Origin of the sequence: Thalassolituus sp. UBA675, assembly GCF_002297765.1 — a bacterium.
Taxonomy (GTDB): domain Bacteria; phylum Pseudomonadota; class Gammaproteobacteria; order Pseudomonadales; family Oceanobacteraceae; genus Thalassolituus.
In genome coordinates, this window is record NZ_DBNJ01000001.1 from 62,952 (window position 1) to 80,149 (window position 17,198).

The window sequence follows — 17,198 nt, forward strand, 5'->3', positions numbered from 1 at the left end:
TTACTTCTCCTCCTGAGCGGCAGCTTTTGCTTCGCGGTCGGCTTTTTCGGCCTGATACTTGGCGAGCACATCAGCACGGTTGGCTTCTTCAGCCAGCGGGAAGCCCAGTTCTGCACGGCTGTTGAAGTACGCCTGTGCAACTGAGCGCGCCAGAGTGCGGACGCGGAGGATATAGCCCTGACGCTCGGTCACAGAGATGGCGCCACGGGCATCGAGGAGGTTGAAGGTATGTGATGCCTTCAGAACCTGCTCGTAGGCTGGCAGAGGCAAGCCAGCATCAATCAGGCGAGCGCAGTCTTTTTCGTACTGATCAAACGCAGTGAACAAAAAGTCTACGTCCGCGTGTTCAAAGTTGTACGCCGACTGCTCGACTTCGTTCTGGTGGAATACATCGCCGTAAGTCACGGCTTTGCCGTCCGGGCCGTAGGTCCAGACCAGATCGTAAACAGAATCGACTTCCTGCAGGTACATGGCGATACGCTCAAGACCATAGGTGATTTCGCCAGTCACCGGGAAGCACTCAAGGCCGCCCACTTGCTGGAAGTACGTGAACTGAGTGACTTCCATACCGTTCAGCCAGACTTCCCAACCCAGACCCCAGGCGCCCAGCGTTGGAGATTCCCAGTTGTCTTCAACGAAGCGGATGTCGTGCACCAGAGGATCAACGCCCATTGCACGCAGCGAATCGAGGTAGAGTTCCTGAATGTTTACCGGATTAGGTTTCAGAACCACCTGGAACTGGTAGTAGTGCTGCAGACGGTTCGGGTTCTCACCATAACGGCCATCGGTCGGGCGGCGGCTTGGCTGAACATAGGCAGATGCCCAGTTTTCAGGGCCAATAGCACGCAGGAAGGTAGCGGTGTGGAAGGTACCGGCACCGACTTCCATATCGAGCGGTTGATTGATCACACAGCCCTGCTCGGACCAGTATTCCTGCAGGGCAGCGATAAGGCCCTGGAAGGTTTTGATGTTATGGCGGCTCTCACTCACGGTGATAATTCCTGTGGTTTGCGCGAATTCAAAGACTGGCGATTATAGCAGTGGCGGCGCGGGATAACAGGGGGCAGACGCCCCGTCTTCATTGGGGAAAGTAAACGGACACAAAAAAAGGGGCCAAGGCCCCTTTTTTCACGCTGATTGGTGTTTTGCTGAAAGCTGTTCAGCCTTGCAGCCAGCCATTCAGCATATTGATGTCGCCTTCGTTCAGCGTGCCTGCGTAGTACTTCAGGGTCAGCAGGTTGATGATGTAGTCATAACGCGCGTTTGCGTAGTCACGCTCTGCACCGTACAGCTGCTGCTGTGCGTCGAGCACTTCAACAATATTGCGGGTACCGACTTTGTACCCTGTCTGGGTCGCATCCAGTGCACTACGTGCAGAGCGGATCGACTGCTGGCGTGCCTTGATGTTCAGAACATCATTCTGGACCTGCAGGTACAGAGTACGGATATTCTGACGAACTGTGCGTCGTTCGTTCTCAAGCAGATAGTCAGCGGCAGCGTAATTCAGAGCAGCCTGTTTGGTCTGAGCATACAGAGAACCACCGGCCAGCAGAGGTACTGATACCTTGATGCCATAAGCGGTTCGGGTGGCGCTAGCAGGATCTTCGGTGATGGTTGTGGCCTGATCGCCGTCTTCATAGTTAGCAAAAACTTCTACGGTAGGCAGGTGCGCTGCACGTGCGGCGTTGCGTTGCAGGCGAGCGGCTTCAAGTTGTGAGTCCACCATGCGCAGGCCCGGGAATTTATCCATGCCGGAAGTAACCCAGGCGTTCGGGTCGGCAGGCTCTGGACGATTCATGTCCACCGAGCCTTTCAACGCGGCAACATCACTGATGGTCTGGCCTGTCAGCTGCTCAAGCGTTTCGTACTGAATCTGGCGGTTTGCCTGCTGGCCCAGCAGGTTGGCATAACTCAGATCGTAAGCGGCTTGCGCCGAATGAACATCGGTAATCGCAGTCAGGCCGACGTCATAGCGCTGCTTAGTTTGCTCCAGTGAGCGTTGCACGGCTTTCAGTTCAGCATCGGCAGTCGACAGGTTGTCTTCGGCACGCAGGACGTTGAAGTAGGCTTCCGCCGTACGAAGCAGCAGTTGCTGTTCGGCCATTTGCAGCTCGTAAATGCCGTTGTCGTTACCAGCGCGAGCTGCCTTGTAGGTGTACCAGCTGTTCAGGTTGAACAGTGACATTCCGGCGGTAACCGAGAATGCGCCGAGTTCGTAATCAGTGACCAGTCCGTTTACACCGTCGATTTCGATTTCGACATTAGTGTGCGTGTAGCTGGCTTCTGCCTGTGGCAGCAGAGCGCCGCGGGCGATCATGACGTTGTATGCATCTGCTTCGCGACTGGCGCGGGCAGCAGCAATTTGTGGGTCGTTGCTGGCGGCCATGTCGTATATGGTGCTGAGATCTGCAGCAATAACGGCCGATGGCAACAGGATTGCAGATGTCAGAGTAAGCAGTTTTTTCATAAAGGTGCCTTTCCCAGGAGAAGGTATAAAATGCTCTCAGGTGCCCCTGGAATTTCCGGAGGTGCACCAAGTCTAACAGAAATTATCCGGCTTTCAGTTTCACCTTTGTTGCTACTGAGCGAACAGTCAGTATTGCCGGTGTTTATTCGAATATTCTTGTATAGATATATAGATAGGTCAAGCATGTCCGTTTTCCCATCGCCCATGACAGCCGCCGATGTCGTCGTGGAGGCAAAAGAAGTCGCATATCAGGGGTTCTTCCGCATGGAAAAGCTCACCCTTCGCCATAAACGCTTTAACGGCGAATGGATGGGGCCGTTCACTCGTGAGCTTTTCGAGCGCGGGCAGGCGGTCTGTGTCCTGCTGTTTGATCCCAAAAAAGATGCAGTGGTGCTGCTTGAGCAGTTTCGCGTCGGGGCGCTTGAGGATGAACGTTCTCCCTGGCTGATTGAGCTGGTCGCGGGCATGGTGGAAGAGGGCGAAACGCCTGAGGACGTCGCCTTGCGTGAATCCGAAGAAGAGGCTGGCACCGTGCCCACCCGCCTGATTCCTGTGTGCAATTACTGGGTGTCCCCAGGCGGTACCAGCGAAAAGGTCGCGATTTTCTGTGGACTGATCGACAGTGAAGGCATGGGCGGGCTGCATGGTCTTGATGACGAACATGAAGACATCCGTGCATTTGTGGTGCCGTTTGACGATGCCTATCGCGGTGTGGAGGATGGCACCATCAACAACGCGGCGACCATTATGGCGTTACAATGGCTGAAGATTAATCACGCCTCAGTGACTGCTTAAAGGCAGCGTTCAGGACGACACATGCGCTCTTTTGAGGGCGTCTTCAGTCATGTCTGACATTGCCGGTAGTGGCGCTGATCAGGAAAATCTTCATGCGTCCTGCTAAGGTGTTGTGTCTTTGATATTTACTCCGGAGAGAACGCTTGCGCCGTAAACGCTACGTCCCTGACCTGCAGGAAATGGCTTCCGTTGCCGAGTCGAATTACCTGCGATTCCTTCGCTTGCTGCCTGAGACCGACGAAGGCGGTGAGCGCACGTTTGCGATCACAGGGATGGGTGATCAGAGTGCCCGGGTGCGGATCAGGATCGACGAGGTGCAGCCATACACCACGATGCTGACCGTACAGCAGGAGGGCTTGAGCCCGGAGTGGGTCACTCCTCCTTCCATGAATGTGCGCCTGTACCACGACGCCAGCATGGCCGAGGTGCTGAGTTACCAGAACCAGCATAAATTTGAGGGGCGGTATCAATACCCCAATCCTCAGATGCGCATGCCCGATGAAAAAATTCAGCTGAATAAGTTTCTTGCCGACTGGCTCGAGCACTGTCTGCAGCACGGGCATGTCGAGCAGCCTTTCAGTTTTACGCCGACCTTTTAATTAAGTGTGTTGAGCCGGGCCACTCTGGCCTGGGCTGGTACTTTTTTCGTATATTGGCCCGTATATTCCGATATGTGATGGGTTTCCGTTCGGGGCTTCGACAGACGTCTAGTATATAGTCTCAGCCCACTGAAATTCACACTGAGGCCAACGTGTTCCAACTGACATCCGCCGAGACATTGCGCATCGTGCAGGTGACCGATACCCATCTCTTCGGGGATATCGGTGGTAAGCTGCTGGGCGTACCCACGTACGACAGTATGCACGCCGTTTTGTCTCAGTTGGATGCGTTTCCGTTTCAGGCTGATGCCATGCTTGTCACAGGCGACCTGTCTCAGGATGGCAGCGAACAATCCTACCGCCTGCTGGACGATGCCATGGCCCGCTTCGGTGCCCCTGTCTTCTGGCTTCCCGGAAATCATGACGAACCCCGTAATCTGGAGAAAGTCGGACGCGAGCGGGATCATCTGCATAAGGTGATCCGCAGCGAACACTGGCAGATTGTGATGCTCGACTCTCAGGTGGAAGGTGCTGTGTTTGGCCAGCTCAGGCAGGAGGAGTTGGATATGCTCGAACGTGCTCTGACGGAGCGGGATGACCTGCATTCGCTCGTTTGTCTGCATCATCATCCGATCCCGATGAACAGCGAGTGGATGGACAACATCGGTTTGCGCAACCGTCAGGCGCTGATGGATATTCTCAGTACTCATGACAACGCGAAAGGTGTGCTCTGGGGCCACGTGCATCAGAGCTGCGATGGTTACGTGAATGGCGTGCGCCTGATGTCCACGCCCTCAACCTGTATACAGTTTGAGCCGCAGACCAGTGGCTTCAGTCTTGATGAAGCTGCACCGGGTTTCCGCTGGTTAGAGCTGCACAAAGATGGGCGCATCAGCACGGGCGTTGAACGCCTGAGCAATGTATCCTTTGCGGTAGATCGTACCCAGACAGGATATTGATATGCTGATTCCAGCCTCTGTGCAAAACAGCGGCTGCCTTTATCTCCACGGTTTTCTCAGCTCACCTGCATCTGAGAAGGCCCAGCAGATGATGGCTCTGTTCCGTGAACATCCCGAACTCGGTTCCATTAATGCCCCTTTTATCCACTTCGCTCCTCAGGATGCCATTGCACTCGCCGAGCAGGCCTTGGCGGAATTGCGTGAGAAGCATGACCGGGTCTGGATTGTCGGCAGTTCGTTGGGTGGCTTTTACGCGACCTTTTTAGCCGAAAAGCACGATGTTCCTGCCGTATTGATCAACCCCGCGGTCAGGCCGTTCGAATTGTTCAGGCATTACCTCGGCGAGCACACTCACTACCATACGGGCGAAACGCTGCTACTCGAACAAGCGCACCTGCATCAGCTTGAAGCGCTCAATACGCCAGTTGTTCAGAATCCTCAGAATCTGCTGCTGCTATTGCAGACAGGCGATGAAACTCTCGATTACCGGCATGCTGCTGAGCTGTATCGCGAATGCCCGGCCTGGCTGGAAGGCGGCGGTGATCATAGTTTCCAGCATTTTATTGATCGGGTACCTCAGATGCTGGGGCACTTGAGTCGCCTCTGGTAGGCAGACTCCCCCACGCCCCGGTATACTCCGGACATTACTGCAATTCATGGTTTGACAGGGGAACAGATGTCAAAGCAATACACCGCCTCATCGATTGAAGTCCTGAGTGGTCTGGACCCGGTCCGTAAGCGTCCGGGCATGTACACCGAAACTACCCGCCCGAATCACCTGGCGCAGGAAGTGATTGATAACTCGGTGGACGAAGCTCTCGCAGGTCACGCCAGCAAGATCGAAGTGACGCTGCACGAAGATGGCTCAATGACTGTGCTTGATGACGGTCGTGGTATGCCAACGGATATTCACCCTGAACATGGTATTTCGGGCGTTGAACTGATTCTTACCCAGTTACATGCCGGGGGTAAGTTCAGTAATGACAATTACCAGTTCTCCGGTGGTCTGCACGGTGTCGGTGTTTCTGTCGTGAATGCCCTGTCGCAGGTGCTCGAAGTAACCATCTGGCGCGACGGTCAGGTCCAGCGCATTGGCTTTAAAGACGGTTATAAAGCGATTGATCTTCAGGTGGTCGACACCTGTGGTAAGAAACGCACCGGTACCAGCGTTCGCTTTTTACCGGACCCTCAATACTTTGATACTCCCAAGTTTTCTGTCGCACGACTCAAGCACAACCTGCGTGCTAAAGCGGTTCTCTGCCCGGGACTGCGTATCAAGTTCAATGCCCCGAACGCTGAAGACAGTGCTGAGTGGTATTACGAAGATGGTCTGAAAGATTACCTCAAAGTATCGACAACTGGCTGGGAAGCGATCCCCGAAGAGCCCTTCACAGGCGCAATGAGCGGCGATACTGAAGGTGTCGACTGGGCCGTGCTCTGGCTGCCTGAAGGCGGAGAGCTGTTGCAGGAAAGTTACGTTAACCTGATCCCGACCGCGCAGGGCGGTACTCATGTGAATGGCTTCCGTTCTGGCTTGCTCGACGCGTTGCGTGAGTTCTGCGAATTCCGCAACCTGTTGCCGCGCGGGATCAAGCTGACACCAGATGATCTCTGGGAGCGCTGCTCATATGTTTTGTCTGCCAAGTTAGCCGACCCTCAGTTTGCGGGTCAGACCAAAGAGCGCCTGTCTTCTCGTGAAGCCTCAGCTTTTATCTCGGGCGTAGTGAAAGATGCCTTCGCGCTTTGGCTGAATGAAAATACCGCGGATGCCGAACGTCTGGCTGAGCTGGCGATTTCCAGTGCGCAGTCGCGTTTGCGCAAATCCAAGAAAGTCGCACGTAAGAAAATTACTCAGGGTCCAGCTTTGCCGGGCAAGCTGGCCGACTGTACCGGTCAGGACAGCGAACGTACGGAACTCTTTCTGGTGGAAGGTGATTCGGCGGGTGGTTCTGCCAAGCAGGCCCGTGATCGCGAGTTTCAGGCCATCATGCCGCTGCGCGGTAAGATTCTGAATACCTGGGAAGTGGAGTCAGGAGAAATTCTGGCATCGCAGGAAGTACACGATATCGCCGTTGCTCTTGGGATTGACCCAGCATCAGATAACCTTGATGGCCTGCGTTACGGCAAGATCTGTATTCTCGCCGACGCAGACTCCGATGGTCTGCATATCGCGACCCTGCTGTGCGCGTTGTTTGTGCGTCACTTCCGCAAGCTGGTGGCGGATGGCCACGTCTATGTCGCGATGCCGCCGCTGTACCGGATCGACGTCGGTAAAGATGTCTACTACGCGTTAGACGAAGGTGAAAAGCAGGGCGTTCTTGAACGCATTAAAGCCGAAAATAAGCGTGGCAAAGTGAACGTCCAGCGCTTTAAAGGTCTGGGTGAAATGAACCCGATGCAGTTACGTGAAACCACGATGGACCCGAATACCCGACGTCTCGTCCAGCTGTCGCTGGAGCCGGGGGATGGCACCAATGAAATGATGGATATGCTGTTGGCGAAGAAGCGCTCCTCTGACCGTAAGGAATGGTTAGAGACGCACGGCAACGAGGTTGAGATTCTCTGATTTTTCACCGCTCCACTGTTTCCAGCACAATAGCCGGCAGTGCGCTGCTGGCACCCTTGCCTGCTATGGCTGATGGGATTGCTGCTGAGCCGTTTGATCTGATTCTGGCCGTATTACTGCTGGCCATGATTTCAGTATTCACTGTGCTGCTGTTGCTTCAGCAGCGCCAGCTACGCGCGCGCAGTGATCGTCAGCTGGGTGCGCATACCGCCTTGTTCGGCAACATTTTCGGGGCGCTGCCTGAGATGGTGTTCTACAAAGACCGGCGCGGCGTCTATCGCCTGTGTAATGGGCCGGGTAGTCGTTTTCTTGGTCGTCCGGCTGATGAAATTAAAGGTCAGCGTGATACCGACTTCTTCGATGTGCAGAGTGCTAAGCGGATGCGCCAGCGCGATGTTGAAGCCATTGAGCGACGCAGTGCGATACGCTCAGAAGAATGGTTGCTTGGGCCGGATGGTGAACAGGTACTGCTCGAGATAAACCGCCAGCCGCTGTTCAGTGACACTCAGGAGTGTGTCGGTGTGCTTCTTACATGCCGTGACATTACGGAAACCCGCGAAAAGCAGAAGAAACTTGAGTATCAGGCGCGTCATGACATTCTGACCGGGCTTGCCAACAGAGCGCTGCTGCATGAAAAACTGACCTTTGCGCTGCAGATGGCAAAGCGCAATGATGAGTCGCTGGCGGTAATTTTCATCGACCTTGACCGTTTCCGTGAAGTGAACGATGCGCTGGGCCATACGGTCGGTGATCTGCTGCTACGTGACGTTGCTCACCGCTTGAGCAGTAATCTGCGAGATAGTGATATCTGCGCCCGCTTGAGTGGCGATGAATTTGTCGTCGTACTGACGCAGGCGGATAAAGCCTACGTTGAGAGCAAGTGCACACAGCTTCTCGAAGCTTTAGCACGTGCATATCAGTTGCAGGGCCATTTGCTCAGTATCAATGCCAGCGCAGGGATTGCACTGGCCCCTGAGCATGGGGACAACAGTGATATTCTGCTAGTACATGCTGATGCCGCACTGCATCACGCAAAAGCGCTCGGGCGCAATCGCAGCTGCATCTATTCACAGGAACTGTCGGCTCATAAGAGCAGTCAGTTGTCGCTGGAGCAGGACTTGAGAGATGCGGTTGAGAATGAAGAGTTCAGCCTCGAGTTTCAGGGGCAGTTCCGGCCCGGAGAGCGAGTCCCTCGCCGGGTCGAAACACTGATCCGCTGGCCTCATGAATTACGCGGCCAGGTTTCTCCGCATGAATTTATTCCATTGGCAGAAAGCAGTGGCCTGATCCGGGAACTCGGTTTCTGGGTGTTACGACGCGCATGCGCTGAGTTCATGAGTTGGCGTCAGCAGGGAATGAAACTTGAGAAAATTGCCGTCAATGTGTCGGCCATGCAGATCAACAGTCGCTTCGCCGAAACGGTTGAAACCATTATGAAAGAAACCGGTTTCGAGCCCGCTTGGCTGGAGCTCGAAGTGACCGAATCGTTAATGATGTCGGGCATGACCGAGGTGAACAACCAGATTCACCAGCTTCGGGCGCTGGGTGTCGAGTTTTCAATTGATGATTTTGGTACCGGATACTCTTCGTTGAGCAAGCTAAAAGAGATGCCCGTCAGTGTGTTGAAAATCGACCGGTCGTTCGTGCGTAACATTCACGATCAGGAAAACGACTACGAGATCGCCCGCGCGATAGTGGCCATGGCCGATAGCCTGAACATTGAAGTGGTGGCTGAGGGCGTTGAAAATGAAGAGCAGGGCGAGACCCTGAGACACCTTGGCTGCGAATGGTTGCAAGGATACCTGTACGGCCGGCCTATGGCGGCGGACGATTTCCTCAGGCACTATTCCGAAACGTAGTCCTAAACGCAGTTTAATTGTTAAGTCAGAAGCAGAATATTTTAAACACGGCCCTGTGACGGGCCTCGAGCAGACAACCGGATACTATGACGGATCAGATCAGTTATACCGATGATGGCGTTGAACGTCAGTCACTCAAACAATACACCGAGAATGCGTACCTGAATTACTCCATGTACGTCATTCTTGATCGCGCACTGCCTCATGTGGGCGATGGTATGAAGCCGGTACAGCGCCGGATCATTTATGCCATGAGCGAACTTGGCCTGAAGTCTACGGCTAAGTACAAAAAATCGGCCCGTACTGTCGGTGACGTGTTGGGTAAGTATCACCCACATGGCGACAGCGCCTGTTATGAAGCCATGGTGCTGATGGCTCAGCCGTTCTCATACCGTTATCCGCTGGTCGATGGTCAGGGTAACTGGGGTGCGCCGGACGATCCGAAGTCCTTTGCTGCGATGCGTTATACCGAAGCTAAGTTGTCACAGTTTGCTGATGTGCTTCTGAGCGAGCTTGGTCAGGGTACGGTCGAGTGGCAGCCGAACTTTGATGGCACCATGGACGAGCCTGCAACACTGCCAGCACGTCTGCCGACAGTGATGCTCAACGGTACGACCGGTATCGCGGTGGGCATGGCGACGGATATTCCGCCGCATAATGTCCGCGAAGTGACCTCGGCATGTATTCGCCTGCTGGATGAACCGAAAGCCGATATTGATGCTCTGTGTGAGCATGTCATGGCGCCGGACTTCCCGACAGAAGCCGAGATCATTACCCCACGCGAAGATCTCAAGAAGATGTACCGCACGGGTAAAGGCAGCGTCAAAATGCGCGCGGTCTACACTCTTGAAGACGGTGATATCGTCATTACGGCGCTGCCGCATCAGGTGTCTGGCGCCAAGATTCTTGAGCAGATCGCCGCTCAGATGCAGGCTAAGAAGCTGCCGCTCGTAACGGATTTACGTGACGAGTCAGATCACGAAAACCCGACTAGATTGGTGATCGTGCCTAAGTCCAACCGGGTTGATACCGCCGCAGTGATGGCGCATCTGTTTGCGACGACTGACCTTGAGAAGAACTATCGCGTTAATATGAACGTGATCGGTCTTGATGGTCGCCCGCAGGTCAAAGATCTTAAAACCATGCTCAGTGAGTGGCTGGAATACCGTACCGGTACGGTGCGTCGTCGCTTGCAGCATCGCCTGGATAAAGTACTGGCGCGTTTGCATATCCTTGAAGGTTTGTTGGTTGCCTTCCTGAACATCGACGAAGTGATCGATATTATCCGCACTGAAGACAAACCAAAGCCGGTGCTGATGGAACGCTTTGGTATTTCAGATATTCAGGCCGAAGCCATTCTTGAGTTAAAGCTTCGTCATCTGGCCAAGCTCGAAGAAATGAAGATCCGTGGCGAACAGGATGAGCTGGAGAAAGAGCGCGACATGCTCGAGAAAACTCTGGGTTCTGAACGTCGTATGAAAACTCTGATTAAGAAAGAACTCACTGCCGATGCGGAGCAGTATGGCGATGAACGTCGTTCTCCGGTGGTTACCCGTGCCGAGGCGAGAGCCTTCAGCGAGACCGAGCTGGTGTCTGCCGATCCGGTTACGGTGGTACTGTCGCAGAAAGGTTGGGTCCGCGCCGCCAAGGGTCATGACGTTGATGGTGCAAACCTGAGCTACAAAGCCGGTGATGCCTTCCTCACGTCGGCCAAAGGTAAATCGAATCAGAGTGTGATCTTCCTTGATAACACTGGCCGATCGTACAGTTTGCAGGCGCATACACTGCCTTCAGCACGGGGTCAGGGTGAGCCGTTAACTGGCAAGCTGAACCCTCCGGCAGGCAGTCTGTTCACGAATGCATTGATGGGCAAAGACGATGACCGCTACCTGCTAAGTACCGACGCGGGCTATGGCTTTATCGGTACGCTCGCTGACATGCAGAGCAAGAACAAAGCCGGTAAGACACTGGTTACTGTGCCGACCAACGCGAAAGTGTTGCCACCAACACTGATCGACGAGCCGGATAAGAGCTGGATTGCCGCGGTGAGTAATGAAGGGCGGATGCTGGTCTTCCCTGCGGCTGATCTCCCACAGATGGCGCGCGGTAAAGGCAACAAGATGATCAACATCAACGGCACCCGGGCGGCCGCCAGAGAAGAGCTGATGGTTGCCACGCTTGCTTTCAAAGAAGGGGATACCCTGCTGGTTCATGCCGGTAAGCGTCACCTGAAACTCAAGTTCTCAGATCTTGAACATTACCAGGGAGAGCGTGGGCGCCGTGGTAACAAGTTACCGCGTGGTTTCCAGAATGTTGATTCGATGGAGGTTCAGGGGGCTGACTAAATCAGCGCCCACCTTCTGAAGCAACGAAAAGGTCGGGTTGCCGCTCCGGCCTTAACAGATCTGCAACGGCCTGGGATGTTGGTCTTGCTCTGATCGTGCCATCGGTCGTCACGCTTGCGATGCCGGTGCAAGTTGCCCCCTGAGGGACAGTCGCTGCCGAGCGGTTTGCCTCGCCACTGAGTATTGCATCAATCTCAGCCTGACTGAGTGCTTCCAGGGTCTCCGCCGCGGTGACCTTATGTCCTTCGAAATAGGCTGTTTGTTCACTGTCCCACGAGCCATCGAAATTTCTGTCGAAGTGCTTGTATTGTCCGTGCATCATGCCTTCATCCAGAGTGATGCTCAGAGAGCCCGATTCGCTGTAAGGTGAAGTCGCAGTCTTATCGGTCAGTGAATAGGCGCCGCGCAACTGTGAAGCCTGTTGGTTGAGTGTTATTGGCGTGAAATTAGCGGTGCAGTCGTGTAGCCGGAATTCTCCGTGGCCAGTCTCTTCCAGTACGACAAGCTGTCGTCCGGACATTTGGGTGCGGATATCACTTCCTGAGTCATTGATGCTATCGCTCATTGTTGTCTGAACATACCATACCCCCGCTGGGGAGCTGTCTGTTCGCGAGCTGTCTGCGTTTGAATTATCGCTCATGCATCCACTGATGCAGGTAAGTGAGGCAAGGATCATCGTTGATAGAACTGAGCGCCTGGTCTTCATAACAACTCCTTGCCTGGGTATTCACTAAATCGGTTAACTACCATAGCAATCCATTCCTGGATGAAAACGGGCCCTTAATGACAAGACTGTTAATTTGAGGAGGAAGTCACAAATCCAGCGTTTTCCGGTACGCTTTCTGTCAAATTTGTCACAGATATCAAGAAATGGAAGGCGATTACCTGTTTGTCTACGGCAGCTTAAGGCCGGCTGCGCGCTTTACCAGTTCCATAGTGGGCTCCGATAAGGCAAGAGCACTCCTGACAAAAGACCGCCATGAGACGGCTGCGACTGTTCCTGGTCACTTGCTCTCATTGGGGCTCTATCCTGGGTGGGTCGCGCCCGGAAGCTTGCCGGGTACTTCGTCATATTCACATGTTCAGGGAGACATTTATTGCGTTAATGACCGCATTCTTGCCTGCCTTGATGTGTATGAGGGTTGTTCCGCCTCTTGCCCACAGCCTCATGAATACCGTCGGTGTAAGGTGATAGCGGTAACCGCAGAGGGTTCTGAAATCGAGGTTTGGGTGTATGAGTACATCGGCCATTTAACTGGAATGATCCGGCGGATAGAGCTGATTCCATCAAACGACTGGCTAAAAATGTAACAAAACGAGCCATTGAATTCGTAATCCGGCCGGAAAAGATATGGGCGGCATGATTACCAGACCTTACTATGTTGCCTGCTTATAAGTGAATGAACGACTCATAGAGGAGTAATAATGAAAATAGTTAAAGCGATAGCCGCGCTGGTGGTGGTTGTAGTCATTGGTATTACAGGCACTATCATGGTTGCCCCAGAGGGGACCGCAGCGTTTCTGGTTGATGTGAAACGCGGCCTTGGAGACCTTGAACAGAAAGAAATTACACTGCCAAGTGGTCTGACCTACGTTTACCTGGAGTCAGAAAATACCGACGCTGACACGCTGGTTCTGTTGCACGGCTTTGGTGCTGACAAAGACAACTTCACTGAGTCAGCGCCATACCTGAAAGACTTCCACCTGATCGTGCCTGATCATATTGGTTTTGGTGAATCGTCGAAACCTAACCCAGCTGACTACACACCAACCGCTCAGGCCAAACGTTTGCATGAGTTGTTCAGCGAGCTGAATCTTGATCGTAAGATCCATATGGGCGGCAGCTCCATGGGTGGCCATATTGCTATGACCTACGCCGCGCTGTATCCAGCTGAGGTAAAGAGCCTCTGGTTGCTTGATCCGGGCGGTGTCTGGTCTGCGCCAAAATCTGAAGTCATGGAGATTATCGAAGAAACGGGCAAGAACCCACTGACAGCCAAAACCGAAGATGAATTTCGCGATGTGTTCGACATCGTAATGAGTGAGCCGCCGTTTGTCCCTGGGTTCGTGTTGGACCAGATGGCTAAGAAACGCATCGACAACTTTGAACTGGAACAGGATATTTTCGTTCAGATCAAATCGGACAGTGTTGAAGAACGTGTGACTGGCCTCGAGACCCCGACGCTTCTGGTTTGGGGTGTCGAAGATCGCGTGCTTAACGTCGGTGCAACGGATGTTCTCGAACAGCTGATGCAGAACGTGACTACTATCAAGATGGAAGGTATTGGCCACCTGCCTCAGCTGGAAGCGCCAAAGCAGACCGCTGAAGATCTGAAAGCCTTTATTGCGGGGCTTGAGCAGTAATCAATTACGGTGTTAAACCAAAGAAAAGGCCAGCAATTGCTGGCCTTTTTGTTTGCCCTACGATTACTTCACCATAGTCCTGATTTGCTATGGCAGCTATAATCCGGCGCTTTACTCACTCCCATCTGGAATCCGCCCATGACTGAGAAAACTTTTGTCCGCGAGCGTCTGTATGACGACTACGCCCAGTCCTTCACTGTCAGTGATCTGCTGTTTGAAGTAAAAACCGAACATCAGCATCTGGAGATCTTTGAGACGCCGTTTCTTGGCCGGGTGATGCTGCTTGATGGCGTGGTACAGACCACCGAGAAAGATGAATTTATCTATCACGAGATGATGGTGCATGTGCCGATGCTGGCACACCACAATCCAAAGCGTGTCCTGATTATTGGTGGTGGCGACGGGGGTATCCTGCGCGAAGTTCTGCGTCATAAGAACGTAGAGCACGTGACTCAGGTTGAGATCGACCAGAGCGTGATAGATATGTGCAAAGAGTACTTTCCGAAACACTCTGACGGCGCCTATGACGACCCGAAAGCCAATATCGTCATTGCTGACGGCAAAGACTTCGTGGCCAACTGCACTGACAAGTTTGATGTAATTATCGCTGACTCTACCGATCCTATTGGTCCGGGCGAAGTATTGTTCACCTCTGACTTCTACGCCGATGAGAAAAAGTGCCTGAACGAGGGCGGCATCATGGTGGCCCAGAATGGCGTGCCATTTATGCAGGGCGATGAAGTGACTAACACTTACCAGCGCCTGAGCAAGATTTATAACGAAGCCAGCTTCTACGTTGCTCCGGTACCAACTTATGCGGGCGGCTTTATGTCTCTGGCATGGGCAACAGACGATGAGTCACTGCGCAAGCAAACAGTTGAGCAGATTCAGGCGCGCTATGATGCGGCGGGCTTTGAAACCCGTTACTACAACCCTGAAGTACACGTCGCCAGCTTCGCGTTGCCGAATTACGTGAAAGTGCTGATGAAGTAAGGCATTTGCCTGGTATTCATCTGAAGCCCTAAGGCAAAGATAGAAGTAATGATAGAAACGATAACGCCCGCGTTGGTTGCTACCAGCGCGGGCGTTTTTCGTATTGGTGCCTAAAAATGCCGTCCGGGATCCTGTCTGGCGTGCAGTACCCGGATGATTTGTACCGAATTCGCTCGTATCTGGTAGTAGATAACATGGCTCTCTACTAACAGGCTGCGGGTGTCGGTTAACAAACTATCGAGTAACTCAGGCCGCAGTACACCACTATGAGGCTGCTCCACTAGCCTCCAGAATGTATCTTTGATCGCATCCAGATAATCTCGCGCTTTCCTCTGTCCCCATTGTTGGGCACTGTAGCGGTAGATATCGCTAAGATCGTTATTCGCTGCGGGCGAAATGGTTAGTGCGAAAGTCACGTCTGAAATCAGCCGGTGATGTCTTTAAACAGGCTATCTAACGCATCACGGGATTCAACCTTGATGCCTTCGCCCTGGTTGAGCTGGTCCGCTCCGACCTTTAGCTGCTCACGCAGCTGCGCCAGTTTCAGCTCACGAACCCAGTCTTCGTGGGTTTCCATAAAACGCAGAGCTTCCCGTACAACCTCACTGGCATTGTTATAAAGGCCGCTTTCTACCTTGGCTTTAACCCGTGATTCGAGTTCAGAAGTGAGCGAGATATGCATGGTGAGCCTCTCTGATTGAGTGGATATTGGTTTCAGATTATGAGTCGCTACAAAGATTGTCAATTTTTGATTATTGCCTGAGGTTTATTTCTTAACCGGCTACCTTCGACGTACTTTGACAATAGACCCTGAGCTCCTTTCTTTATAAAGTGCCCCAAAAGAAATCACAGGGACTCTAACGTGAAGGCAACGTACTCACCTTTGCTCGCTATGCTGTTTGTTGTCGGGGCACTGACCGGCTGCGGCGACTCAGGCAGCAAAGACAAAACACCGGCTGATCCGGGCAGTTACAGCGAAAATTCTGAAAACGAGCAAGCGTCTGAGCAACCAACGACTTACGCCGTTACGCTTGCCGCGACCGACGGCGGTGTACTCAGTCTGACGGGTACGCAAACCGTTGAAGAAGGCACCGGTTTCAGCGTAAGCATCACGCCAGATACCGGCTATCGCATTGAATCGGCCAGCGGTTGTGGCGGCTTACTTACCGATAACACCTTTACAGTGGATGCCATCACTGCTGATTGTGCCATCAACGCCACCTTCGCCCGCCTTGAATACATAGTGTCTATCAATGCCAGCGGCAATGGTACTGTCACGCCCGATACGGCACAAACCGTATTGCACGGTGACAACCTGACCCTGACGGTAGCGCCAGACAGCGGATATTACGCCTCGGCCATCACAGGTTGTGAAGGTACGCGCACAGGCAACGACTACATTACGAATATTACCGCCGACTGCACTATCGACGTCATCTTTAATGAGCAAGGGCAGCTCAATGATACTGGCATCACCCTGTGCGGTAACTACGATGCCGAAGATGAAGCCCAGTGGAGTTCAACGTTCAACTGTACCGATACTGGAGCGACGCACACCGCAGATGGTATTGATGCCGACGGCAATCTGATACCTTCGGGGCAGGATGCCCACTATGGCCGCGATCCACAAGCTGCCAACGGCCAGCTCGCCAAAACCGGTGCTGGCGATGCTGGTTTTGACTTCACCAAACTCGATGCGAGCGGCAACGATCTGCCAGAAAGCGCCACCGAATGGTCCTGCGTGCGCGACAACGTTACCGGCTTAATCTGGGAGGTCAAAACCCCTTCTGATGGTAACGTCGGCGACAGCCTCCATGATGCCGACGACCGATATAACTGGTACGACACCGACTCCTCCACCAATGGCGGCTCTGTCGGTTACGCCGATGACGATGGGGCTATCTGTTACGGCTACGACAACGCTAACAGCACCACGCATTGCAATACCGAGGCCTTTGTAGATCGCGTCAATGCCGCCGGCCTGTGTGGCGCTAACGACTGGCGCATGCCTAAAAAAGAAGAGCTGCGCAGCATCGTTCATTATGGGCGTGCCAATCCCGGTATTGAGATTGGTTACTTCCCTAACACTATTAGCACTTGGTATTGGTCAGGGTCACCTAATGCTCGTCGTAATAGTCATTCTTGGATTATGAACTTCTACACTGGCGGTGATGGTAACTTTAGCCGTGACGCCGACTTTAGAGTAAGGGTCGTTCGTTCTGCGCATAATTGATCACTAAAGAGGAAAATT

General features: G+C 53.4%; 16 protein-coding genes. 11 read left to right on the plus strand and 5 right to left on the minus strand.

Translation table 11 applies throughout. The features are described from left to right. Positions 1 to 990, minus strand: a complete 990-nt coding sequence (gene glyQ / locus B3007_RS00295) for a glycine--tRNA ligase subunit alpha (RefSeq protein ID WP_068442629.1) — start codon at positions 988 to 990, stop codon at positions 1 to 3. Positions 991 to 1,159: 169 nt separating this feature from the next. Further along, entirely contained in the window at positions 1,160 to 2,467 is a 1,308-nt protein-coding gene (locus tag B3007_RS00300) for a TolC family outer membrane protein (RefSeq protein ID WP_068442626.1), read from the minus strand. Between the two features lie 183 nt (positions 2,468 to 2,650). On the opposite strand from B3007_RS00300, the gene B3007_RS00305 reads away from it, so the two are divergent. The 7 genes from B3007_RS00305 (at position 2,651) to parC (ending at position 11,590) form a co-directional block, all read left to right on the plus strand. Further along, a complete protein-coding gene (locus B3007_RS00305) occupies positions 2,651 to 3,262 on the plus strand; it encodes an NUDIX domain-containing protein (RefSeq protein ID WP_068435246.1) in 612 nt (203 codons plus the stop codon). Positions 3,263 to 3,405: 143 nt separating this feature from the next. Next, positions 3,406 to 3,861: a DUF1249 domain-containing protein gene (locus B3007_RS00310; protein WP_068442623.1), complete on the plus strand. Its 456-nt coding sequence runs from the start codon at positions 3,406 to 3,408 to the stop codon at positions 3,859 to 3,861. Positions 3,862 to 4,013: 152 nt separating this feature from the next. Further along, the gene (gene cpdA, locus B3007_RS00315; protein ID WP_301377796.1) at positions 4,014 to 4,820 is read left to right on the plus strand and encodes a 3',5'-cyclic-AMP phosphodiesterase; all 807 of its coding nucleotides are present in this window, start codon (positions 4,014 to 4,016) and stop codon (positions 4,818 to 4,820) included. 1 nt (position 4,821) lies between these two features. Further along, the gene (locus tag B3007_RS00320) at positions 4,822 to 5,430 is read left to right on the plus strand and encodes a YqiA/YcfP family alpha/beta fold hydrolase (RefSeq protein WP_301377798.1); all 609 of its coding nucleotides are present in this window, start codon (positions 4,822 to 4,824) and stop codon (positions 5,428 to 5,430) included. A 66-nt stretch (positions 5,431 to 5,496) separates the two neighbouring features. Next, positions 5,497 to 7,386, plus strand: a complete 1,890-nt coding sequence (gene parE, locus B3007_RS00325) for a DNA topoisomerase IV subunit B (protein WP_068442612.1) — start codon at positions 5,497 to 5,499, stop codon at positions 7,384 to 7,386. A 65-nt stretch (positions 7,387 to 7,451) separates the two neighbouring features. After that, positions 7,452 to 9,245, plus strand: a complete 1,794-nt coding sequence (locus B3007_RS00330) for a putative bifunctional diguanylate cyclase/phosphodiesterase (RefSeq protein WP_301377800.1) — start codon at positions 7,452 to 7,454, stop codon at positions 9,243 to 9,245. Positions 9,246 to 9,331: 86 nt separating this feature from the next. Beyond that, positions 9,332 to 11,590 carry a DNA topoisomerase IV subunit A gene (gene parC / locus B3007_RS00335; RefSeq protein WP_301377802.1) on the plus strand — a complete coding sequence of 753 codons (2,259 nt, stop codon included), beginning with the start codon at positions 9,332 to 9,334 and terminating at the stop codon, positions 11,588 to 11,590. Position 11,591: 1 nt separating this feature from the next. On the opposite strand, the gene B3007_RS00340 is transcribed toward parC, so the two are convergent. Next, positions 11,592 to 12,296 carry a hypothetical protein gene (locus B3007_RS00340; protein ID WP_301377804.1) on the minus strand — a complete coding sequence of 235 codons (705 nt, stop codon included), beginning with the start codon at positions 12,294 to 12,296 and terminating at the stop codon, positions 11,592 to 11,594. 164 nt (positions 12,297 to 12,460) lie between these two features. On the opposite strand from B3007_RS00340, the gene B3007_RS15600 reads away from it, so the two are divergent. From B3007_RS15600 to speE, 3 genes are all read left to right on the plus strand, one after another. Further along, positions 12,461 to 12,901, plus strand: coding sequence for a gamma-glutamylcyclotransferase family protein (locus tag B3007_RS15600; protein WP_301377806.1), 441 nt, complete (start codon positions 12,461 to 12,463; stop codon positions 12,899 to 12,901). Positions 12,902 to 13,015: 114 nt separating this feature from the next. Further along, positions 13,016 to 13,954: an alpha/beta fold hydrolase gene (locus B3007_RS00345; protein ID WP_301377808.1), complete on the plus strand. Its 939-nt coding sequence runs from the start codon at positions 13,016 to 13,018 to the stop codon at positions 13,952 to 13,954. A gap of 138 nt (positions 13,955 to 14,092) precedes the next feature. Next, positions 14,093 to 14,947, plus strand: a complete 855-nt coding sequence (gene speE / locus B3007_RS00350) for a polyamine aminopropyltransferase (protein WP_301377810.1) — start codon at positions 14,093 to 14,095, stop codon at positions 14,945 to 14,947. Positions 14,948 to 15,057: 110 nt separating this feature from the next. Here speE and B3007_RS00355 read toward each other — a convergent pair whose 3' ends face one another. Together B3007_RS00355 and B3007_RS00360 are read right to left on the minus strand one after the other, a co-directional pair. Continuing rightward, positions 15,058 to 15,363, minus strand: coding sequence for a type II toxin-antitoxin system RelE/ParE family toxin (locus tag B3007_RS00355; protein ID WP_301377812.1), 306 nt, complete (start codon positions 15,361 to 15,363; stop codon positions 15,058 to 15,060). A gap of 8 nt (positions 15,364 to 15,371) precedes the next feature. Further along, positions 15,372 to 15,629: a type II toxin-antitoxin system ParD family antitoxin gene (locus B3007_RS00360; protein WP_301377814.1), complete on the minus strand. Its 258-nt coding sequence runs from the start codon at positions 15,627 to 15,629 to the stop codon at positions 15,372 to 15,374. A 180-nt stretch (positions 15,630 to 15,809) separates the two neighbouring features. Here B3007_RS00360 and B3007_RS00365 point away from each other — a divergent pair, with 180 nt between their 5' ends. Then, a complete protein-coding gene (locus B3007_RS00365; RefSeq protein WP_301377815.1) occupies positions 15,810 to 17,180 on the plus strand; it encodes a DUF1566 domain-containing protein in 1,371 nt (456 codons plus the stop codon). Positions 17,181 to 17,198 lie beyond the last annotated feature (18 nt).